Annotated in this window: 16 protein-coding genes and 1 pseudogene; 8 read left to right on the top strand and 9 right to left on the bottom strand. The window is 39.9% G+C overall.

From position 1 onward, the window contains the following. Positions 1 to 36: 36 nt before the first annotated feature. On the bottom strand, positions 37 to 672 hold the full coding sequence (locus EU510_RS14905; RefSeq protein WP_149594139.1) for a hypothetical protein: 636 nt from the start codon (positions 670 to 672) through the stop codon (positions 37 to 39). A 75-nt stretch (positions 673 to 747) separates the two neighbouring features. Further along, positions 748 to 1,227, bottom strand: coding sequence for a DUF2947 domain-containing protein (locus EU510_RS14900; RefSeq protein WP_149594138.1), 480 nt, complete (start codon positions 1,225 to 1,227; stop codon positions 748 to 750). Positions 1,228 to 1,287: 60 nt separating this feature from the next. Between EU510_RS14900 and EU510_RS14895 the strand changes: the two genes are divergently transcribed. Genes EU510_RS14895 through EU510_RS14885 form a run of 3 tightly spaced genes read left to right on the top strand, consistent with a single transcriptional unit; the run spans position 1,288 to position 3,617 of the window. Continuing rightward, a complete protein-coding gene (locus EU510_RS14895) occupies positions 1,288 to 1,527 on the top strand; it encodes a DUF1653 domain-containing protein (RefSeq protein ID WP_007376065.1) in 240 nt (79 codons plus the stop codon). 52 nt (positions 1,528 to 1,579) lie between these two features. Further along, on the top strand, positions 1,580 to 2,428 hold the full coding sequence (locus EU510_RS14890) for an AAA family ATPase (protein ID WP_008135298.1): 849 nt from the start codon (positions 1,580 to 1,582) through the stop codon (positions 2,426 to 2,428). Position 2,429: 1 nt separating this feature from the next. Beyond that, complete coding sequence (locus EU510_RS14885; RefSeq protein ID WP_149594137.1) at positions 2,430 to 3,617, top strand: vWA domain-containing protein; 1,188 nt, start codon at positions 2,430 to 2,432, stop codon at positions 3,615 to 3,617. Positions 3,618 to 3,816: 199 nt separating this feature from the next. Here EU510_RS14885 and EU510_RS14880 read toward each other — a convergent pair whose 3' ends face one another. The 6 genes and pseudogenes from EU510_RS14880 to tkt all read right to left on the bottom strand — a co-directional run bounded on the left by EU510_RS14880 (position 3,817) and on the right by tkt (position 9,517). Then, on the bottom strand, positions 3,817 to 4,467 hold the full coding sequence (locus EU510_RS14880; protein ID WP_149594136.1) for a DUF4760 domain-containing protein: 651 nt from the start codon (positions 4,465 to 4,467) through the stop codon (positions 3,817 to 3,819). 472 nt (positions 4,468 to 4,939) lie between these two features. Continuing rightward, a pseudogene (locus EU510_RS20110) lies at positions 4,940 to 5,035 on the bottom strand (GNAT family N-acetyltransferase); the annotation flags it as partial. Between the two features lie 79 nt (positions 5,036 to 5,114). Beyond that, the gene (locus tag EU510_RS14870; RefSeq protein WP_149594336.1) at positions 5,115 to 6,290 is read right to left on the bottom strand and encodes an NRAMP family divalent metal transporter; all 1,176 of its coding nucleotides are present in this window, start codon (positions 6,288 to 6,290) and stop codon (positions 5,115 to 5,117) included. 202 nt (positions 6,291 to 6,492) lie between these two features. Next, a complete protein-coding gene (hpf, locus tag EU510_RS14865; protein ID WP_007376058.1) occupies positions 6,493 to 6,849 on the bottom strand; it encodes a ribosome hibernation-promoting factor, HPF/YfiA family in 357 nt (118 codons plus the stop codon). A 177-nt stretch (positions 6,850 to 7,026) separates the two neighbouring features. After that, complete coding sequence (locus tag EU510_RS14860; protein WP_002958974.1) at positions 7,027 to 7,341, bottom strand: pyrimidine/purine nucleoside phosphorylase; 315 nt, start codon at positions 7,339 to 7,341, stop codon at positions 7,027 to 7,029. A 184-nt stretch (positions 7,342 to 7,525) separates the two neighbouring features. Continuing rightward, positions 7,526 to 9,517, bottom strand: coding sequence for a transketolase (gene tkt, locus EU510_RS14855; RefSeq protein WP_138489545.1), 1,992 nt, complete (start codon positions 9,515 to 9,517; stop codon positions 7,526 to 7,528). A 304-nt stretch (positions 9,518 to 9,821) separates the two neighbouring features. Between tkt and metK the strand changes: the two genes are divergently transcribed. Then, positions 9,822 to 10,973, top strand: coding sequence for a methionine adenosyltransferase (metK, locus tag EU510_RS14850; protein ID WP_002958976.1), 1,152 nt, complete (start codon positions 9,822 to 9,824; stop codon positions 10,971 to 10,973). Positions 10,974 to 11,068: 95 nt separating this feature from the next. Here metK and EU510_RS14845 read toward each other — a convergent pair whose 3' ends face one another. Next, the gene (locus EU510_RS14845; RefSeq protein WP_149594135.1) at positions 11,069 to 13,057 is read right to left on the bottom strand and encodes an LTA synthase family protein; all 1,989 of its coding nucleotides are present in this window, start codon (positions 13,055 to 13,057) and stop codon (positions 11,069 to 11,071) included. A 293-nt stretch (positions 13,058 to 13,350) separates the two neighbouring features. On the opposite strand from EU510_RS14845, the gene EU510_RS14840 reads away from it, so the two are divergent. The 4 genes from EU510_RS14840 to serA are packed head-to-tail and all read left to right on the top strand — an operon-like array spanning position 13,351 to position 16,460. Continuing rightward, positions 13,351 to 13,899, top strand: a complete 549-nt coding sequence (locus tag EU510_RS14840) for a hypothetical protein (RefSeq protein ID WP_149594134.1) — start codon at positions 13,351 to 13,353, stop codon at positions 13,897 to 13,899. An 18-nt stretch (positions 13,900 to 13,917) separates the two neighbouring features. Continuing rightward, positions 13,918 to 14,514: a 5-formyltetrahydrofolate cyclo-ligase gene (locus EU510_RS14835; RefSeq protein WP_149594133.1), complete on the top strand. Its 597-nt coding sequence runs from the start codon at positions 13,918 to 13,920 to the stop codon at positions 14,512 to 14,514. 53 nt (positions 14,515 to 14,567) lie between these two features. Continuing rightward, complete coding sequence (gene rpiA / locus EU510_RS14830) at positions 14,568 to 15,221, top strand: ribose-5-phosphate isomerase RpiA (RefSeq protein ID WP_149594132.1); 654 nt, start codon at positions 14,568 to 14,570, stop codon at positions 15,219 to 15,221. Between the two features lie 9 nt (positions 15,222 to 15,230). Continuing rightward, positions 15,231 to 16,460 carry a phosphoglycerate dehydrogenase gene (serA, locus tag EU510_RS14825; protein WP_024595232.1) on the top strand — a complete coding sequence of 410 codons (1,230 nt, stop codon included), beginning with the start codon at positions 15,231 to 15,233 and terminating at the stop codon, positions 16,458 to 16,460. Positions 16,461 to 16,470: the final 10 nt, after the last annotated feature.

Here is a 16,470-nt window from a genome sequence, read left to right as displayed (position 1 = left end):
TAACACTCCTTATTTTAAATTCCAAATACCTTAACTTTAATACGCTAAGGGGCGCTTTAAATTACGCCAATTAATACTACCCGCTAAAAGCATTTCGCGTAGTGATAAAACCCGTGGCATACAACGCTTCGAAAACTGCCACTGATGCCCGCAACATGCAGCGGTTAAACTCACCTTACTTGGCTTTATTAGCTGAGCATTTTGCTGCTCTAGCCCATTTCCTAAAAAATCAAACCAACCAAGCTCGTTACAATGCAGCTTATTTTCACCTAACTGATCGATACTGTCTATTCTAAGACGCACCTGATCGTAGCCATGCAATATAACGGGCACAATAAGCCCCACTTTGGCATACGTTTGATAAAAAAGTTCATTAGCTTGAACATTCACATCGGGTGGGGTCGGTTTTTGCTTTTCAAGCCACGTACCATTTTGTGCATCAAGCGTAAAAGGCGTGTCACCATTGGCAACTAACGTTGCAGCTCGCTCAATATAATAAGGTAGGCTTTTTAACTGGCGGCGCAGTTTATCGGTATTAGGCTCTGCAACTAATCGCTGAACCTCACGCTGATAAAACGCATTACACAATTGTGCATACAACACTTTTTGTGCATCAGTTTGCCAAATTTCAACTTGCTGCTGAGCACCAAGTGACTGATTTTTAGCGACCAATAGCTGTACTCAAAAATATCCAGGTAAATGTTTTATAACACAGTATTGAATATTTTTTAAGCGCAGCGCACTATTTTAAGCGCTTGGCTTTTCACCTAATTTTGCTTTACCTGATTCTAAAAATTGCACAACCGTATTACGCTTTTTACCAATCAATAAACTGCCATCAGCTAAAAACATAAAGTTTTGCCAATTGCGTTTAAATACATCAAACGTCGTTTCGATAATATTATCGCGCGCCATACAAAAATAAACCGTGGTGTTAGCTTCCCAATCTAAAAACGTTAAGATTGCTTCTGGTGGTAGTGCATCACCATTTTCCCACGCATCTTGCCAATCTGCTTCTTGGCTAAAGTTTTTTTCTTGGCCACACCAATCGGTGTCTTCAAAAAAATCAGGGTGATCAAACTCACGGCTCACCATGGTTGTCCAAAGTACTGCTGCGCGCTCGTCGCTCATAGGCTTTATTTTTGCTGCGTCTTCATCAGATACAGGTAAATCTTTGTGGCGAAAAACCCACGCCTTTTTGTAATCATCTAAAGAAATATAGTTCATAGTATTGGCAAATTAGTTAACATTAAAAGTGCAAAGCCAAATTATACAAGAGATCAAAACATGACTACAGCAATAAAACCACTTTCCCTAAAACCAGGCATATACCAACACTACAAAGGCCCGCAATATAAAGTTATTCATGTTGCCACCCATAGCGAAACCGAGGAACAACTTGTGATTTACCAAGCACTTTATGGTGAATTTGGTATATGGGCGCGCCCATTAAGCATGTTTAACGAAACAATAGAAAAAGACGGTAAAACTATACCGCGTTTTGCTTATATTGGACCTGCTGCTTAACTATGGCATTATGACAAAATAACTTACTGCTCAGACCAGACAAGGGTACACCGTGCAATTTAATTCAACTGACAATTACATAGCGAGTAGCGCGCTTAAACAAGCTGTAAATGCTGCCATTATGCTTGAAAAACCACTTTTAATTAAAGGCGAACCAGGCACAGGTAAAACTATGCTGGCTGAGGAGTTGGCTAAAAGCCTAGATACCACACTTATTCAGTGGCATATAAAATCGACTACTAAAGCGCAGCAAGGTTTATACGAGTACGACGCGGTTTCGCGCCTGCGCGACAGCCAACTAGGTGACGAGCGCGTACACAACATTAGTAACTACATAGTTAAAGGTAAGCTTTGGCAGGCATTTACATATGCAGAGCTTAACGGCAAACGCCCAGTGCTTTTAATTGATGAAATAGACAAAGCCGATATAGAGTTCCCAAACGACTTACTACTTGAGCTTGATAAAATGGAGTTTCATGTTTATGAGACTAACGAGCGCATTGTCGCAAAAGAGCGCCCTATTGTAATCATCACATCAAATAACGAAAAAGAATTGCCGGACGCATTTTTACGCCGCTGCTTTTTTCACTATATTGATTTTCCTAGCAGCGATGAAATGCAGCAAATTATTGACGTGCACTACCCTAACGTTAAACAGGATTTAGTACGCCAAGCACTTGAAGTGTTTTTTAACCTGCGCGAAGCAAGCGGCCTTAAAAAGAAACCTTCCACCAGCGAATTACTCGACTGGTTAAAGCTTTTAATGGCTGAAGACATAGACGCTAAAACACTGCACGACAAAGCTAAAAAAGGCGGTTTAATGCCAATGTTTGGCGCATTACTTAAAAATGAGCAAGATATAAGCCTAATCGAAAAACTTGCCTTTATGAGCCGTCGCTAACATGTTAGTACAGTTTTTTTTCACGCTACGTAAATACCGTTTACCGGTGAGCTTGCGCGAGTTACTCGATTTAATTCATGCCTTAAAAAAAGGCGTTATATTTGCCGATGTAGACGCCTTTTACCATTTAGCTCGTACCATAATGGTAAAAGACGAAACGCACTTTGACCGATTCGACAAAGCCTTTAGCGACTACTTTAGCGGTATTGCCGACCTTGATTTGCTCGAGAGTTTAAAGCAACAGCACAACTTACCTGAAGATTGGCTACGTAAAGAGTTTGAAAAAAACCTAAGCGATGAAGAAAAAGCTCAGCTAAAAGCTATGGGTGGACTCGACGAGCTTATGAAAACCCTAAAAGAGCGTTTAGAAGAGCAACAAAAACGCCACGCAGGCGGCAATAAATGGGTGGGCACTGGCGGCACATCACCTTTTGGTGCATACGGCTATAACCCCGAAGGCGTGCGTATAGGGCAAGACGGCAACCGTAATCGCCAAGCGGTAAAAGTGTGGGATAAACGAGAATACAAAAACCTCGACACCGACAGAGAAATTAGTTCGCGAACAGTTAAACTCGCCCTTAAAAAGTTACGTAAGTTTGCCCGCACAGGCGCAAGCGACACGCTTGATTTAAACGAGACTATTCGCGCTACTGCAAAACAAGGCGGCATGCTTGATGTAAAAATGGCGCCCGAGCGCCACAATGCAGTAAAAGTACTCATGCTGTTTGATATTGGCGGCTCAATGGATGACTACATTCATACCTGCGAAGAATTATTTAGCGCCGCCCACAGCGAGTTTAAACACCTAGAGTTTTACTACTTTCATAACTGTTTATACGAGCACGTTTGGCAAGACAACGCACGCCGCCACTCAAACGTAATAGACACCATGACGCTCATAAACAAGTTCACTAGCGACTACAAAGTAATATTTGTAGGCGATGCCACTATGGGCCCATACGAAATAGCCTACCCTGGCGGCTCCGTAGAACACCACAACGAAGAGCCCGGCAGTGCATGGTTGCAACGTATAACAAACCACTTTGATAAAGTCGCTTGGCTCAACCCACAACCCGTTGAACACTGGCCGTACTATCAATCGATTGGCTTTATAAAGCAGCTAATGGATAACAGAATGTACCCGTTGAGTCTAGATGGGATAAGTAGCGCAATAAAAGAGCTGAGTTGATAGTTAATATCAATGACAGCTCAGTGCCAACCGCGCAGCTTTAAGCGTGAACATATAACTTTGTTGGGTGGCGCTTCGGGTTAACCAACCTACCTTGTTATGTAGGTCGGATAAATGGCCACACCACTCGACAAAAAATAATGAATGAACTAGAAAAAACCAACTTCCCGAGTTTCTTAAGTAACTCGCTAAAGCAGGTTTATTTTTGTGTCGGGTTTATTTTTCCAGACTTAACTTTATCAAGTTGTTTGAATATACGTTTTAGTTCTTTTTTTGTTTGTTGTGATTCAAAACTATCTCTTTTGATGGTCCACTTTAATGCCAATAGACTAAAGTCAGAATAAAGAGAGATATTTTTCTTTTGCCGTGCTCTAATAAATGGTCTTAAGTGTAGACTAAGATCGATAACAGAAGACTTGTGTGAAGAGTACAAAAAATCTTCATCATACAACTTATGTTTAATAGCATTTGCCGCTTGTTCCCAAGTATTTAAAACGTAACGTATAGACATAACCCTAGGATCATTAGAGTTTTCAGGCTTTGCAAGTTCCAAGAGTGTTTGTTTTCTTTCAAGGCTATGTATTATTCCTCCTAACACAACCACATGAGCTAAATAATCTTTATCATCTTTGAGTTTTTGTTGAAAATCTAATGTATTTTTTTCTTTAGCTGTTTGGCGTTGGTAAAACATTCCAGCTAAAGCTGCGGATAAGGCTAGTAGAGCAGAGAGCAAAACAGCTCCGCTTGGAAACAGTTTAGGGTCCATCTTTGATATAAAGTAAATTCCTGCAACAGGAGCCACTATAAACCAAAGAATAAAAATACTTTTCATTGAATCACGCTTACTCACTTATTCATCCCTTAGAACAAAAAAAGAGCCATTTAGGCTCTTTTCTTTAAAACTAGTGACGGGCTATATTGGCCAATCTTCTTCATTGTATGTAATCATATTACGTCTCCTGGCGTGGAAAAGTAGTAGTATTGCTTTACTACCAAGCGGTACCTAAATATACAAATGTTGATTTGTTTAAATATTTACCGTGTAAAAGAATATAACTGACCGTTACAACAGTTACAACAATACCGTTCCTGTGAATCGTCTTTAATCGCCGTGAATTGCCTTGCACCTCTCTAAAAACACACTTTAGAACTATTTGTTATATATAGCTATGTTTTTAGTGTGAAAATGAATTCGAGAATTTTTAGTATCTATTAAGACAGAATAACAGAACTGTATCATTAGTACCTGTACAAATTTCCAGCTCATTCAGTTGTTGAATATAGATTAATTTATGAACTTCATGAAAAGAGGAGACCGTAAAAGCTCTCACAGGTGAATGTTTCAGCATATCGTTATGATGCGCTTGTAGTAGCTTTATAACGTGTGGGTTTGAAAGCTCACCTATTCTAATATCCATTTATACCTCGTTTAATCCTAGAATTTAATGCTTGAGGGCTTTAGGGCTTTAATTAAAACCCTAAAGTAAGTGGCTCTATTTAGGCTGCTAGTTTCCATAATACAAACGCAACAGCAAAACCAACTAAGTACACTAAGCCTAGCCAGGTTAAGCTGCGCAATAATACGCTATGTTTGATAGTTGACTCTGAGCGCACAAGGCTAAAGTTAAGCCATGCAAAAACAGGCGTTGTAACAAACGAAAGCGTCATGGCAAACGTAAGCATGGGGCCAAGGGCTGATTTAAAAAATAAAATAACGGCCATACCGGCAAGTGCTTGTAGTATTAACCAAATATTTAAGCTGTGTTTTGATTGCCCAAAGCCAAGTAGTTTATGAGATTCGTTAAGCGTACGGGCGTAGCCGTCTAGCACGGTGAGTGTAGTGCCAAACATACATAAAAAGGCGATTGCTGATACAAGCGGCCTTGCCCACTCGCCTATTGTTAATGCATACATATCAATAAGCTGCTTGGCAAACGCGACACCGCCGAGTTCTATACTGCTGGTTTGCCCGTACTGCACTAATACACCTAAGCTAAAAAACACCAGTGCTAAGCCAGCTGTAAGCCAGTAACCTACGTTAAAATCGAACAGGCCTTGGCTTTTAGTTACTGTTTGCTGGGCTTGTTTTTCTTTTAGCCATAAAGAGCTAAGCGCTGATATTTCTATTGGTGCTGGCATCCAGCCCATTAACGCGACCATAAAGCTCAGCATAGCAAGCTCATATGGTGATGGGCCAACATAGTCAGCAGGCGCCATTGGGCCATTACTAAACGCGATAACTAACGCAATAACGGTAGCCAGCGTTAATAACCCCATTATGCCTTTAGCCACACTATCGAGCGCTTTAAAGTGGCCTAACAATAATATGGCTAAGCACACCCCTAATAATATCCAACATAGCAGTGTTACCTCTATCACTACAGGCAGTGCGTAATGCAGTAAACTTGCGGTAAGCAGTAATACGCCAGCGGTATTAACTACGGCGGCAACGATGTTTAAGCCAATAAAACTGTAGAAGTAAAATGGGCCTTTGCTTTTATACCCTTCCACTAGGCTATTTTTAGTGGCGAGTGTGTATTCCATACCAAAGCGAAAAAACGGGTACTTTAAAACATTAACAACAAGGATAAGCMAAAATAATTGCCAGCCAAATATTGCCCCAGCTTGCGTAGAGGCAACTAGGTGAGAACCGCCAATAGCGGCTGTTGCCATGAGTATTCCAGGCCCAAGCGCACCTAGTCGAGACTTCCATACTGCTTTTGTTGTGTGCATTAATTTCTCAAAATATGTGTGTTGTGTGTTCTTTTTATTAATTTTTTTAATTAATAAACTGCAAGAACGCATAACTTACCTAAATTACAGGCAATAAAAAAGAGCCATACGGCTCTTTTTTACAATACTTTGGAACTAAATTTTATTTAAGATCCATCTCTTGGATGATCTCGTGTGCGATTTCAGGTGTAGTGCTAACAGGCTTTTCGTGTAAGTTTGCTTTTATCTGCCCTTTTCGATGTTTTAGTGCCGCATCGAGTTTTTTAGCTGCGCTTGCAATGGCTGGGTACATAACTTCGTTTTCCCCTTTTACCGATATGCGCGTGCCTTCGTAATTAGTGCTAATTTCAGCTTGGATTTTATGATGCTCTTTAGACAAAATAATATCGAGTGCAATAAGCGATGGAAAGTGGCTCTCGATTTTTGAAAATTTTTCGTTGATGTGCTCTCTAATAGAGTCAGTAACTTCAACATGGTGACCAGAAAGATTAATTTTCATAGGGTATCCTTTTATTTGTTACCTCATAAATAGTATTGGGGGCTATTTAGATTAACACAAGGAAAAAAGAGAGATATTTGAGGTTTATTTGCGGTTTTTGGTGATTTAAATCATGTGTTGCGCAAAGTTTATGCAAAGCCCATAGTACATGGGCTTTCAGACGTCTAGCTGTATTGATTAATCTGTGTACGAACAACAGTAGTCAGCAAAATCAGATACTTTTACTTTAAAGCTTACATTTGCATCAACATTAAACGATTCACCTGCGTTAAATGTTTTCCACTCGCTCGCACCTGGTAATAAAATATCCCATTGGCCAGCTAAAAGCTCCATGCATTCTTTTTGGTTTGTATCAAAAACAAACTCACCAGGTTGCATAAAGCCTAACGTTTTCGCTTCGCCATCACCTAAAATAACGGTACGGCTCGACACTTTTCCGTCAAAATATACATTGGCTTTTTTTACTACACTTACGTTATCGAACTTTGGCATTTTTAGCTCCTGCTATTAATTTAAGATTTTTGTTTATAAATTTTATCGCACTACCTTGCCTGATAGCTTACTTTCTTGCAAGGAAAGCAGCATTGTTCAAGGTGAAGTTGCTTCATGTAAGGGCATAAAAAAACCCGCAACATGTGCGGGTTTTTCAATTACTTACTTTATTTAATCAAAGCGATTAAAAAAGCTCGTTTGCTTTGCTTACAATGTTTGCCACTGTAAAGCCAAAGTGCTCAAACAGCTCACCAGCAGGTGCTGACTCACCAAAGGTAGTCATACCTACTACTGCGCCATTTAGGCCTACGTACTTGTACCAGTAGTCAGCAATACCTGCTTCTACTGCTACGCGGCGTGTAACAGATGCCGGTAATACGCTTTCTTTGTACTCTGCGCTTTGATCTTCAAAGGCATCTGTACATGGCATAGATACAACACGTACCTTTTTACCTTGGCTGCGTAGCTCAGTTGCTGAATCTTGTGCTAGTTGCACTTCAGAGCCCGTCGCAATGAAAATAATTTCAGGGTTGCCGTCACAGCTAAGGATGTAACCACCCTTTTTAACGTCACTTAATTGCTGTGCGTCACGCGCTTGTTGCTCAAGACCTTGGCGAGTAAAGATTAACGATGTAGGACCGTCTTTACGCTCAATAGCTTGTTGCCATGCAATTGCCGACTCAACTTGGTCACATGGGCGCCAGTTGTATAAGTTAGGCGTTAAACGCATGCTTGCAATTTGCTCTACTGGTTGGTGAGTTGGACCATCTTCACCTAAACCGATTGAATCGTGCGTGTATACAAAAATGCTTGGTTGCTTCATTAATGCAGCCATACGTACGGCATTTTTTGCATATTCAACAAACATTAAGAACGTAGCACCGTAAGGAATAAAGCCTTTATGAAGGGCAATACCATTCATAATTGCCGACATACCAAACTCACGTACACCGTAGTAAATGTAGTTACCGCTTGCATCGTCGTGTGTTAAACCTTTAGAGCCATCCCAAATTGTTAAGTTTGAGCCTGCTAAATCGGCTGAGCCACCCATAAATTCTGGTAATAGCGGACCAAATGCGTTTAATGCATTTTGCGATGCTTTACGAGACGCTGGGTTTGCAGGGTTTGCTTGTAATTGCTCAATGTACGCTTGAGATTTTTCAGCCCAATCGCCAGGCAGTTCGTTATTAATACGACGCTTATATTCAGCTGCAAGCTCTGGGTATGCTTTTGCGTATGCTGCAAACTTTTCGTCCCAGCTTGATTCAAGCTGCTGACCTTTTTCTTTGCTATCCCATTGTGCGTAAATATCATCAGGAATTTCGAACGCATCGCCAGTCCAACCTAAAAATTCGCGAGACGCTTTAATTTCGTCATCACCTAGTGGTGCACCGTGACAATCGTGGCTACCAGATTTGTTAGGTGACCCGTAACCAATAATGGTTTTACAACAAATTAGTGATGGTTTATCGGTAACACTTTTAGCTTCTGCAATTGCAGCACTTATAGCATCGCTGTCGTGGCCATCAACACCACTAATTACATGCCAACCGTATGCTTTAAAGCGAGCTGGTGTGTCATCTGTAAACCAACCTTCTACTTCACCATCGATTGAAATGCCGTTGTCATCCCAAAATGCAACAAGTTTACCCAGACCTAATGTGCCTGCAAGTGAACCAGCTTCATGAGAAATACCTTCCATAAGGCAGCCATCGCCCATAAATGCATAGGTAAAGTGATCAACAATATCGTGACCTTCACGGTTAAACTGTGCAGCTAGCGCTTTTTCAGCAATTGCCATGCCTACGGCATTTGTGATCCCTTGACCTAATGGACCCGTAGTAGTTTCGATTCCTGGTGCATAGCCATATTCAGGGTGACCTGGTGTTTTAGAATGCATTTGACGGAAGTTTTTAATTTCGTCCAGTGGTAAGTCGTAACCACTTAGATGCAATAGAGAATAGATAAGCATTGAACCGTGGCCGTTTGAAAGAATAAATCTGTCACGGTCAGCCCACTCTGGATTAGTTGGGTTATGCTTTAGATAATCGCGCCATAATACTTCAGCGATATCGGCCATGCCCATAGGGGCTCCAGGGTGACCAGATTTGGCCTTTTGTACTGCGTCCATTGACAAGACGCGAATAGCATTTGCAAGTTCTTTGCGAGATGGCATGAATTCTCCTACCTTTATGTGTATTTGCGCGGGTATTTATGTGTTTGTTTATGCACCCAAGTAACTTGGGTTTGCTTATAGCGACCATTCTTACTTATTGTGGGGGCTGTGTGCAATTAAAAACCCTATAAAAGTGAGGCATTATGAATATTTTTTAAGACCAAAAAGTTATTAGTAATTTTATTTAGACGTCTAGGCGTAAAAACACTATGCAAGGTGTTTTGTTTTCGATAAAATACGCCCCTTAATTTTTTAGCGCTAATACCGACGTTTGTGAAGCGCAATATTTGTGAGCAGAAATACAATGGCAAAACATTTATTTACTTCTGAATCAGTTTCTGAAGGTCATCCGGATAAAATCGCCGATCAAATCTCTGATGCGGTACTTGATGCTATCCTAGAGCAAGACTCTCATGCCCGTGTTGCGTGCGAAACTTACGTAAAAACAGGTATGGTTATGGTTGGTGGTGAAATCACTACTAGCGCATGGGTTGATATTGAAGAAATTACACGTAAAACAGTACGTGAAATTGGCTACACGCATTCAGACATGGGTTTCGATGCAGATTCATGTGCAATTTTAAACACTATTGGTAAACAGTCTCCTGACATTAACCAAGGTGTTGACCGCACTAGCCCAGAAGAACAAGGTGCTGGCGACCAAGGTCTTATGTTTGGTTACGCATGTAACGAAACAGAAGTGCTAATGCCTGCGCCAATTACTTACTCACACCGTTTGGTACAGCGCCAAGCGCAAGTACGTAAAAGCGGCGAGCTTAACTGGTTACGTCCAGATGCAAAATCTCAAGTTACTTTTGCGTACGAAAATGGTAAGCCAGTAGGTATTGATGCAGTAGTACTATCTACTCAGCACAGCGAAGACATTTCACAAAAAGATTTAGTAGAAGCGGTGATGGAAACTATCATCAAGCCGGTACTTCCTGCAGAGCTTATTACAAGCGCGACTAAATTTTTCATTAACCCAACAGGTCGCTTTGTAATTGGCGGACCAATGGGCGATTGTGGTTTAACAGGTCGTAAAATCATCGTTGATACATACGGTGGTATGGCTCGTCACGGTGGTGGTGCTTTCTCTGGTAAAGATCCATCAAAAGTTGACCGCTCAGCTGCATACGCTGCACGTTACGTTGCTAAAAACGTAGTTGCGGCTGGCCTTGCTGATAAGTGTGAACTACAAGTTTCTTACGCAATCGGTGTTGCAGAGCCTACATCTATCAGCGTTGAAACGTTTGGTACAAGCAAGTTAGAAGAAAGCCGTTTAATCGAGCTTATTCGTGAACACTTTGACTTGCGCCCTTATGGCTTAATTCAAATGCTTGATTTAGAGCGCCCTATCTACCTTCCTACAGCGGCTTACGGCCACTTTGGTCGTGACGAATTCCCTTGGGAACGTACAGATAAAGCTGATGCACTTCGTGCAGCTGCTGGCCTTTGATTGGCAAAGTAAATATAAAAAAAGCGCCAATTGGCGCTTTTTTTATATGTAAACTAATTGAGTAAAAGCAGCTTTAAAAGCTACTTTTAAATCTATTAATCCATTCCTTTAGTAAGTAACTGCCACGCTGTAGCCATATACTTATTATAAGCTTGCTCTGTTGCTACATCAATTGGTTCAAAAGGCTGCGGCTTAAGTGGTACTAAGTTAATCCGATCCTCTGGTTCAACTTTTTGATACTCATACATTGACGAAAAATCACCACGCCAAAGCTGTTCTGGTTTACGCACAGTTTGAAAACCAAATACAGTACGATCTTTAGGTTGATTTAATAGCGACTGGCCCATGCTATAAAATGTTGTATTTTGCGGTGCTATTAAGTTTAATAATGTAGGTGCAATATCCATATGGCTCGCTAATTGATCGCTCGATACCCAGTTTGGATTTACACCTTTACCATAAATAACAAGCGGTACATGTGTTAGTTCATATAGATCAGGGCGATGATGTAAATAACGGCGACTATAGTGATCACCTGTAATTACAAATAATGCATCTGGGTAACGCTGCTCCATTTTACGAACAAATTGACCAAGCATTTTATCGGCATACCATAAATGCCCTAATACGTAAGGGTCTAATAAGTCATCATCTAAAGCTTGAATTTCCTTTGGATAGTCAGCAACTGATTTTAAAGGATACCCATACTTATCTAAATCTAAGTTAAATGGTCCGTGGTAACTCCCACTCATGATTAAGTTAAAACTTTTTTCATCTGTTTTAGTATCGACTAAATCAAATAACTGACCATCATCAATTCCCCACACACCAGCACTTCCTTTACCTCCAGTGTCTGCAGCCGAAAATACTTTATCAGCTCCTTGTGAAAGCACATATTCGCCTATATTTTGCCATGACAGCAAGCCGCCATAATAAAATCGACTTTGATAACCTAGTTGCTCAAGTTGATTAAATATTGATAACTTACTCGCTGGTTTTTGTGGTCCAATACGGCTCATATTAACGCCCGAAAACGCTATACCAGACATAAGGCTAGATAGCGAATTCATAGTACTGCTTGCTGCAGGTAACACATTATTTAAATATATACCTTTACTAGCTAAATTACGTAGTTCATTAGTTAAATTGAGCGATGTATATTTTTGCTGTAACGGCCAAGCATCATAACTTTCCATAACAATAAAAAACACTTGTGAAGGTGCCGCTAACATTGGCGCACTGGTTTTTTTCTCAAGCGTCGCTAAAGGGTTATCTATGTCAGGTGCATTTTTTTGTAAGTAAGGATTGTGACCATTTAAACCAAAACTTTGTAAATCATTATAATCTTTAATGGCATATATAAAGCTTCGAAACGGATTTATTACAAGATTATTTACAAAAGCATCTGTCGTTACTGCTGACCATTTTCGAGAAGCAGGACGAGTTTCAAATGATCCTCTTATTGCACAAACAAATAAAACAATAATCAATGCAACTAAAATCGTACGCTTTAATATATTAGTGGTGAAAAGATGGTTGATAGCACTATAGCTTTTCCTATCAACTAGTTTATTTATTTTAAATGCTATCGCTAATAAGATAACTAAACTAAGTAGGCTACCCCACGGTTTATATTGCTCGATTACAGTTAATGCAATTGCCTGTTGATCGTCATTTAGCCCTTCAAACATAAAAAAGTTAAACTGGCTTCCATATTCAGCAATGTAAGTAATACTCGTTATACATAGTATTGTTGACGTAATGAAAAATATTCGACTTGTATATATACGTGCTTTTCTAACCCATTGTCCTAAACGCAGAGGCTGTAAAATACAGTTTAAAATAAAAACAATACTAAAACAGACTCCCGTCGCGGCAGAATCAAATGCTAGACCCGCTTTTAATGTCGCGATTATTGAATCAATATCTAGTTCGGAAGTTATACGATCACTAAAGTGAATTAAAAAGAAAATCCGAAAGCCCATAAAAAGTAGTACACCAGCAAACCAAAGAGTGGCGATACGTCCGCTTTCTTTTACAAATTCTAGCCAGCGACTAGATGGAAGTGTGTGTGTGTTTAGCAAAATCCTGTACCTAATATATTATACCCCTAGGAAAACAATTTTACTTGTTTAAGCTATTTCAACAAGGAAATAGCTGTAATTACTTGTAATTAAAGAATAAATTTCACATATAAAATATTCCATTCACATTTAATTGCAAGTAATGGAATATTCTATTGAAATACTAATCAACTTTTTTTGTAAGTCATCTTTTGGGAAATAGATACGTTTAACAATTTTATTTTACATAGAGATACATTTATAAAGGGGTTCGGTTTATACTCGCTTCATTATAAAGCTTTAGGGATAGTTAAATGGCCGATAACTTTCGCGTTATATTTGCAGGACTTGCCGATAACGTTGACATAAAAACAGCGTGCGCAAACTTAGCTGCAAAATTAAAAACGTCAGATGAAAAAGTAGCTCTTTTTTTTAAAGGTAAGCCGCTGTTTGCGCCAAGCGATAAAGACAAAGCGTTAAAACAGAGTAAGTTATTAGCAAGCTTAGGTATTAAAAGTAAGCTGCAAGCTGTTTCAAACACCATTCAAAATAGCTCCCCCGCAGCTGCAAGTAACAACCAACGTGATGAACGTATTTTTGATGCACTAGATTACATCACTAGCAGCTTAATACGTCTTGAAGAAAAGCTAGATGAGCTAGAGCAACGCCTTCCTGAAGCTCAATTAAAAACACCAGACGAAAGTGTAGACGAATGGCAAAATGACGACCTAATGCTAGATGAAGATTTAGCGCCTCCTAAAAAACGCAGTAACTTACTTTTATATTCACTAATTGCTACTGCCACAACGTTGCTAATAGTGTTGGCTATTTTTTTAGTTTTTCCTGATTTATTCTCTTTTTAGTAGCGGTTTAATAATTTAATGAGCAATAAGCGCGCACAAATAAGAACTAACATTCGTGAAATTCGTAATAATTTGTCAAATAATCAGCAAATAATTGCTGCGCAATTGCTGAAAATGAATTTTATTCAACACTTAAAAAGCGAAAAAACCACGAACTCAAAGCACATTGCCATTTATTTAAGTAACGACGGAGAACTAGACACTTCATTGTTAATTAAAGAATTATGCAACTTAAACCATGCTGTTTACCTACCTATAATACACCCATTTAATGGCGCTAATTTACTATTTCAGCGCTATGAGAAAAACTCACCCATGAGGACAAATCGCTATGGTATCTTGGAGCCTAAGCTGAACTGCTCTCAAATATGCCCATTACCAGCGCTTGATTACCTCCTTATGCCATTAGTCGCATTTGATAAACAAGGTAATCGCCTAGGAATGGGAGGTGGGTTTTACGACCGGACATTGGCGCGTTTACATGAACAAAATTGGCAAAAACCGCAACTAATTGGCCTTGCACATGAATGCCAAAAAGTTGATGTTCTACCAATCGAGTCGTGGGACGTACCACTTAAAACCATTATCACCCCAGATAAAACATACTGTTGGTAACATTTAATTTTGGTTACTAACCGCATATTTCTGACATACATGAGCACATAGCAATGACACAAGACGAATTAAAAAAAGCAGCTGCCTGGGCAGCACTCGAGTTTGTAAAAGAAAACACCATTGTAGGTGTCGGTACAGGCTCAACTGTTAATCACTTTATTGATGCCCTTGGCTCTGTAAAGGACACTATTGTAGGCGCTGTATCAAGCTCAGAAGCGTCAACTGCACGTTTGGAAGCGTTAGGTATTGAAGTGTTTGAACTTAATAACGTTGATGCTTTAGATGTATACGTTGACGGCGCTGACGAAATAAACGCTCAAAACGAAATGATTAAAGGCGGCGGCGCAGCGCTAACACGTGAAAAAATAGTAGCAGCAGTTGCAAAACAATTTGTGTGTATTGTTGATAACACAAAGCTGGTAGATACATTGGGCGACTTCCCGCTTCCGGTAGAAGTTATTCCAATGGCGCGCAGCTACGTTGCACGAGAATTATTAAAACTTGGTGGTGACCCTGTTTATCGCCAAGGCGTAGTTACCGATAATGGTAACGTCATATTAGATGTATTTAACTTAAAAATTACCAATGCCAAACAACTTGAAACACAAATAAATTCAATTGTTGGCGTAGTTACCAACGGCCTATTTGCGATGCGAGGTGCTGATAAAGTGATTATCGGTACCAAAAATGGGCCACAAATAAAATAGGATGAGGTTATGAGTAAGGTATCGTTAGCAAAAGACAAAATTAAAATTCTCTTGCTTGAAGGTGTTCACCAAAGCGCAGTTGAAACACTAAAACGTAACGGTTACAGCAACATCGACTACGTTAAAACATCCTTACCTGAGGACGAGCTTAAAGAGCGCATTAAAGATGTTCACTTTGTAGGACTTCGTTCTCGTACTCATATTAACCAAGCCGTATTAGACTCAGCTGAAAAGCTAGTTGCTATTGGTTGTTTTTGTATTGGTACAAACCAAGTTGATTTAGATGCAGCACGCGAACGTGGTATTGCTGTATTTAACGCACCATTTTCTAATACTCGTTCGGTTGCTGAACTTGTACTTGGTGAAATACTACTTTTATTACGTGGTATTCCAGAGCGTAATGCAGCGGCTCATCGTGGTGGCTGGTTAAAAACTGCAAATGGTTCGTTTGAAGCACGTGGTAAAACATTAGGTATTATTGGCTACGGTCACATTGGTACTCAGCTAGGTATTATGGCTGAAAATATCGGTATGAACGTGGAGTTTTACGATATCGAAGATAAGTTATCACTGGGTAATGCAACACAAGTTCATAACCTTACTCAGCTGTTACAACGCTCTGATATTATTAGCTTACATGTACCAGAAACACCGCAAACTAAAAATCTTATTGGTACAGCAGAACTTGCAGTTATGAAGCAGGGGTCTATTTTGATCAATGCCTCACGCGGAACTGTTGTTGATATTGATGCACTTGCAGAAGCGCTTACAGAGAAAAAACTAAGTGGTGCAGCAATCGATGTATTCCCTACTGAGCCAAAATCTAACGATGAAGAATTTGTATCGCCACTGCGCCAATTCGACAATGTTATTTTAACGCCGCACATTGGTGGTTCTACACAAGAAGCGCAAGAAAACATTGGTATTGAAGTAGCGGGTAAATTGGCTAAATATTCAGATAATGGCTCAACTATCACTGCGGTTAACTTCCCTGAAGTATCGCTACCTGAGCTTGCTAATCGTAGCCGTTTATTGCACGTACACCACAACCGCCCAGGTGTGCTAACGCAAATTAACCAAGCGTTTGCACAGCACGGTATTAATATTGCTGCGCAATACTTACAAACAGACGCATCTATTGGTTATGTAGTTATTGATGTTGATACAGATCAATCTGAAGTAGCACTTAAAGAACTAAGCGCTGTTGAGGGTACAATTAGAGCACGTATTTTACATTAACCATTCTTTG

It is taken from the genome of Pseudoalteromonas sp. FUC4 (genome assembly GCF_008370255.1).
In the GTDB taxonomy this organism is placed as follows: Bacteria; Pseudomonadota; Gammaproteobacteria; order Enterobacterales; family Alteromonadaceae; genus Pseudoalteromonas.
Note: the sequence above shows the minus strand (reverse complement) of the source record. Positions and strands in the feature narration are given on the sequence as shown.

Bases quoted from the DNA above. Each gene is read 5' to 3' on its own strand.
- EU510_RS14835 (WP_149594133.1), top strand. From the start codon at position 13,918: ATGAGCAATAAGCGCGCACAAATAAGAACTAACATTCGTGAAATTCGT.
- EU510_RS14895 (WP_007376065.1), top strand. From the start codon at position 1,288: ATGACTACAGCAATAAAACCACTTTCCCTAAAACCAGGCATATACCAA.
- tkt (WP_138489545.1), bottom strand. From the start codon at position 9,517: ATGCCATCTCGCAAAGAACTTGCAAATGCTATTCGCGTCTTGTCAATG.
- metK (WP_002958976.1), top strand. From the start codon at position 9,822: ATGGCAAAACATTTATTTACTTCTGAATCAGTTTCTGAAGGTCATCCG.
- EU510_RS14860 (WP_002958974.1), bottom strand. From the start codon at position 7,341: ATGCCAAAGTTCGATAACGTAAGTGTAGTAAAAAAAGCCAATGTATAT.
- EU510_RS14885 (WP_149594137.1), top strand. From the start codon at position 2,430: ATGTTAGTACAGTTTTTTTTCACGCTACGTAAATACCGTTTACCGGTG.
- EU510_RS14840 (WP_149594134.1), top strand. From the start codon at position 13,351: ATGGCCGATAACTTTCGCGTTATATTTGCAGGACTTGCCGATAACGTT.
- serA (WP_024595232.1), top strand. From the start codon at position 15,231: ATGAGTAAGGTATCGTTAGCAAAAGACAAAATTAAAATTCTCTTGCTT.
- rpiA (WP_149594132.1), top strand. From the start codon at position 14,568: ATGACACAAGACGAATTAAAAAAAGCAGCTGCCTGGGCAGCACTCGAG.
- hpf (WP_007376058.1), bottom strand. From the start codon at position 6,849: ATGAAAATTAATCTTTCTGGTCACCATGTTGAAGTTACTGACTCTATT.
- EU510_RS14900 (WP_149594138.1), bottom strand. From the start codon at position 1,227: ATGAACTATATTTCTTTAGATGATTACAAAAAGGCGTGGGTTTTTCGC.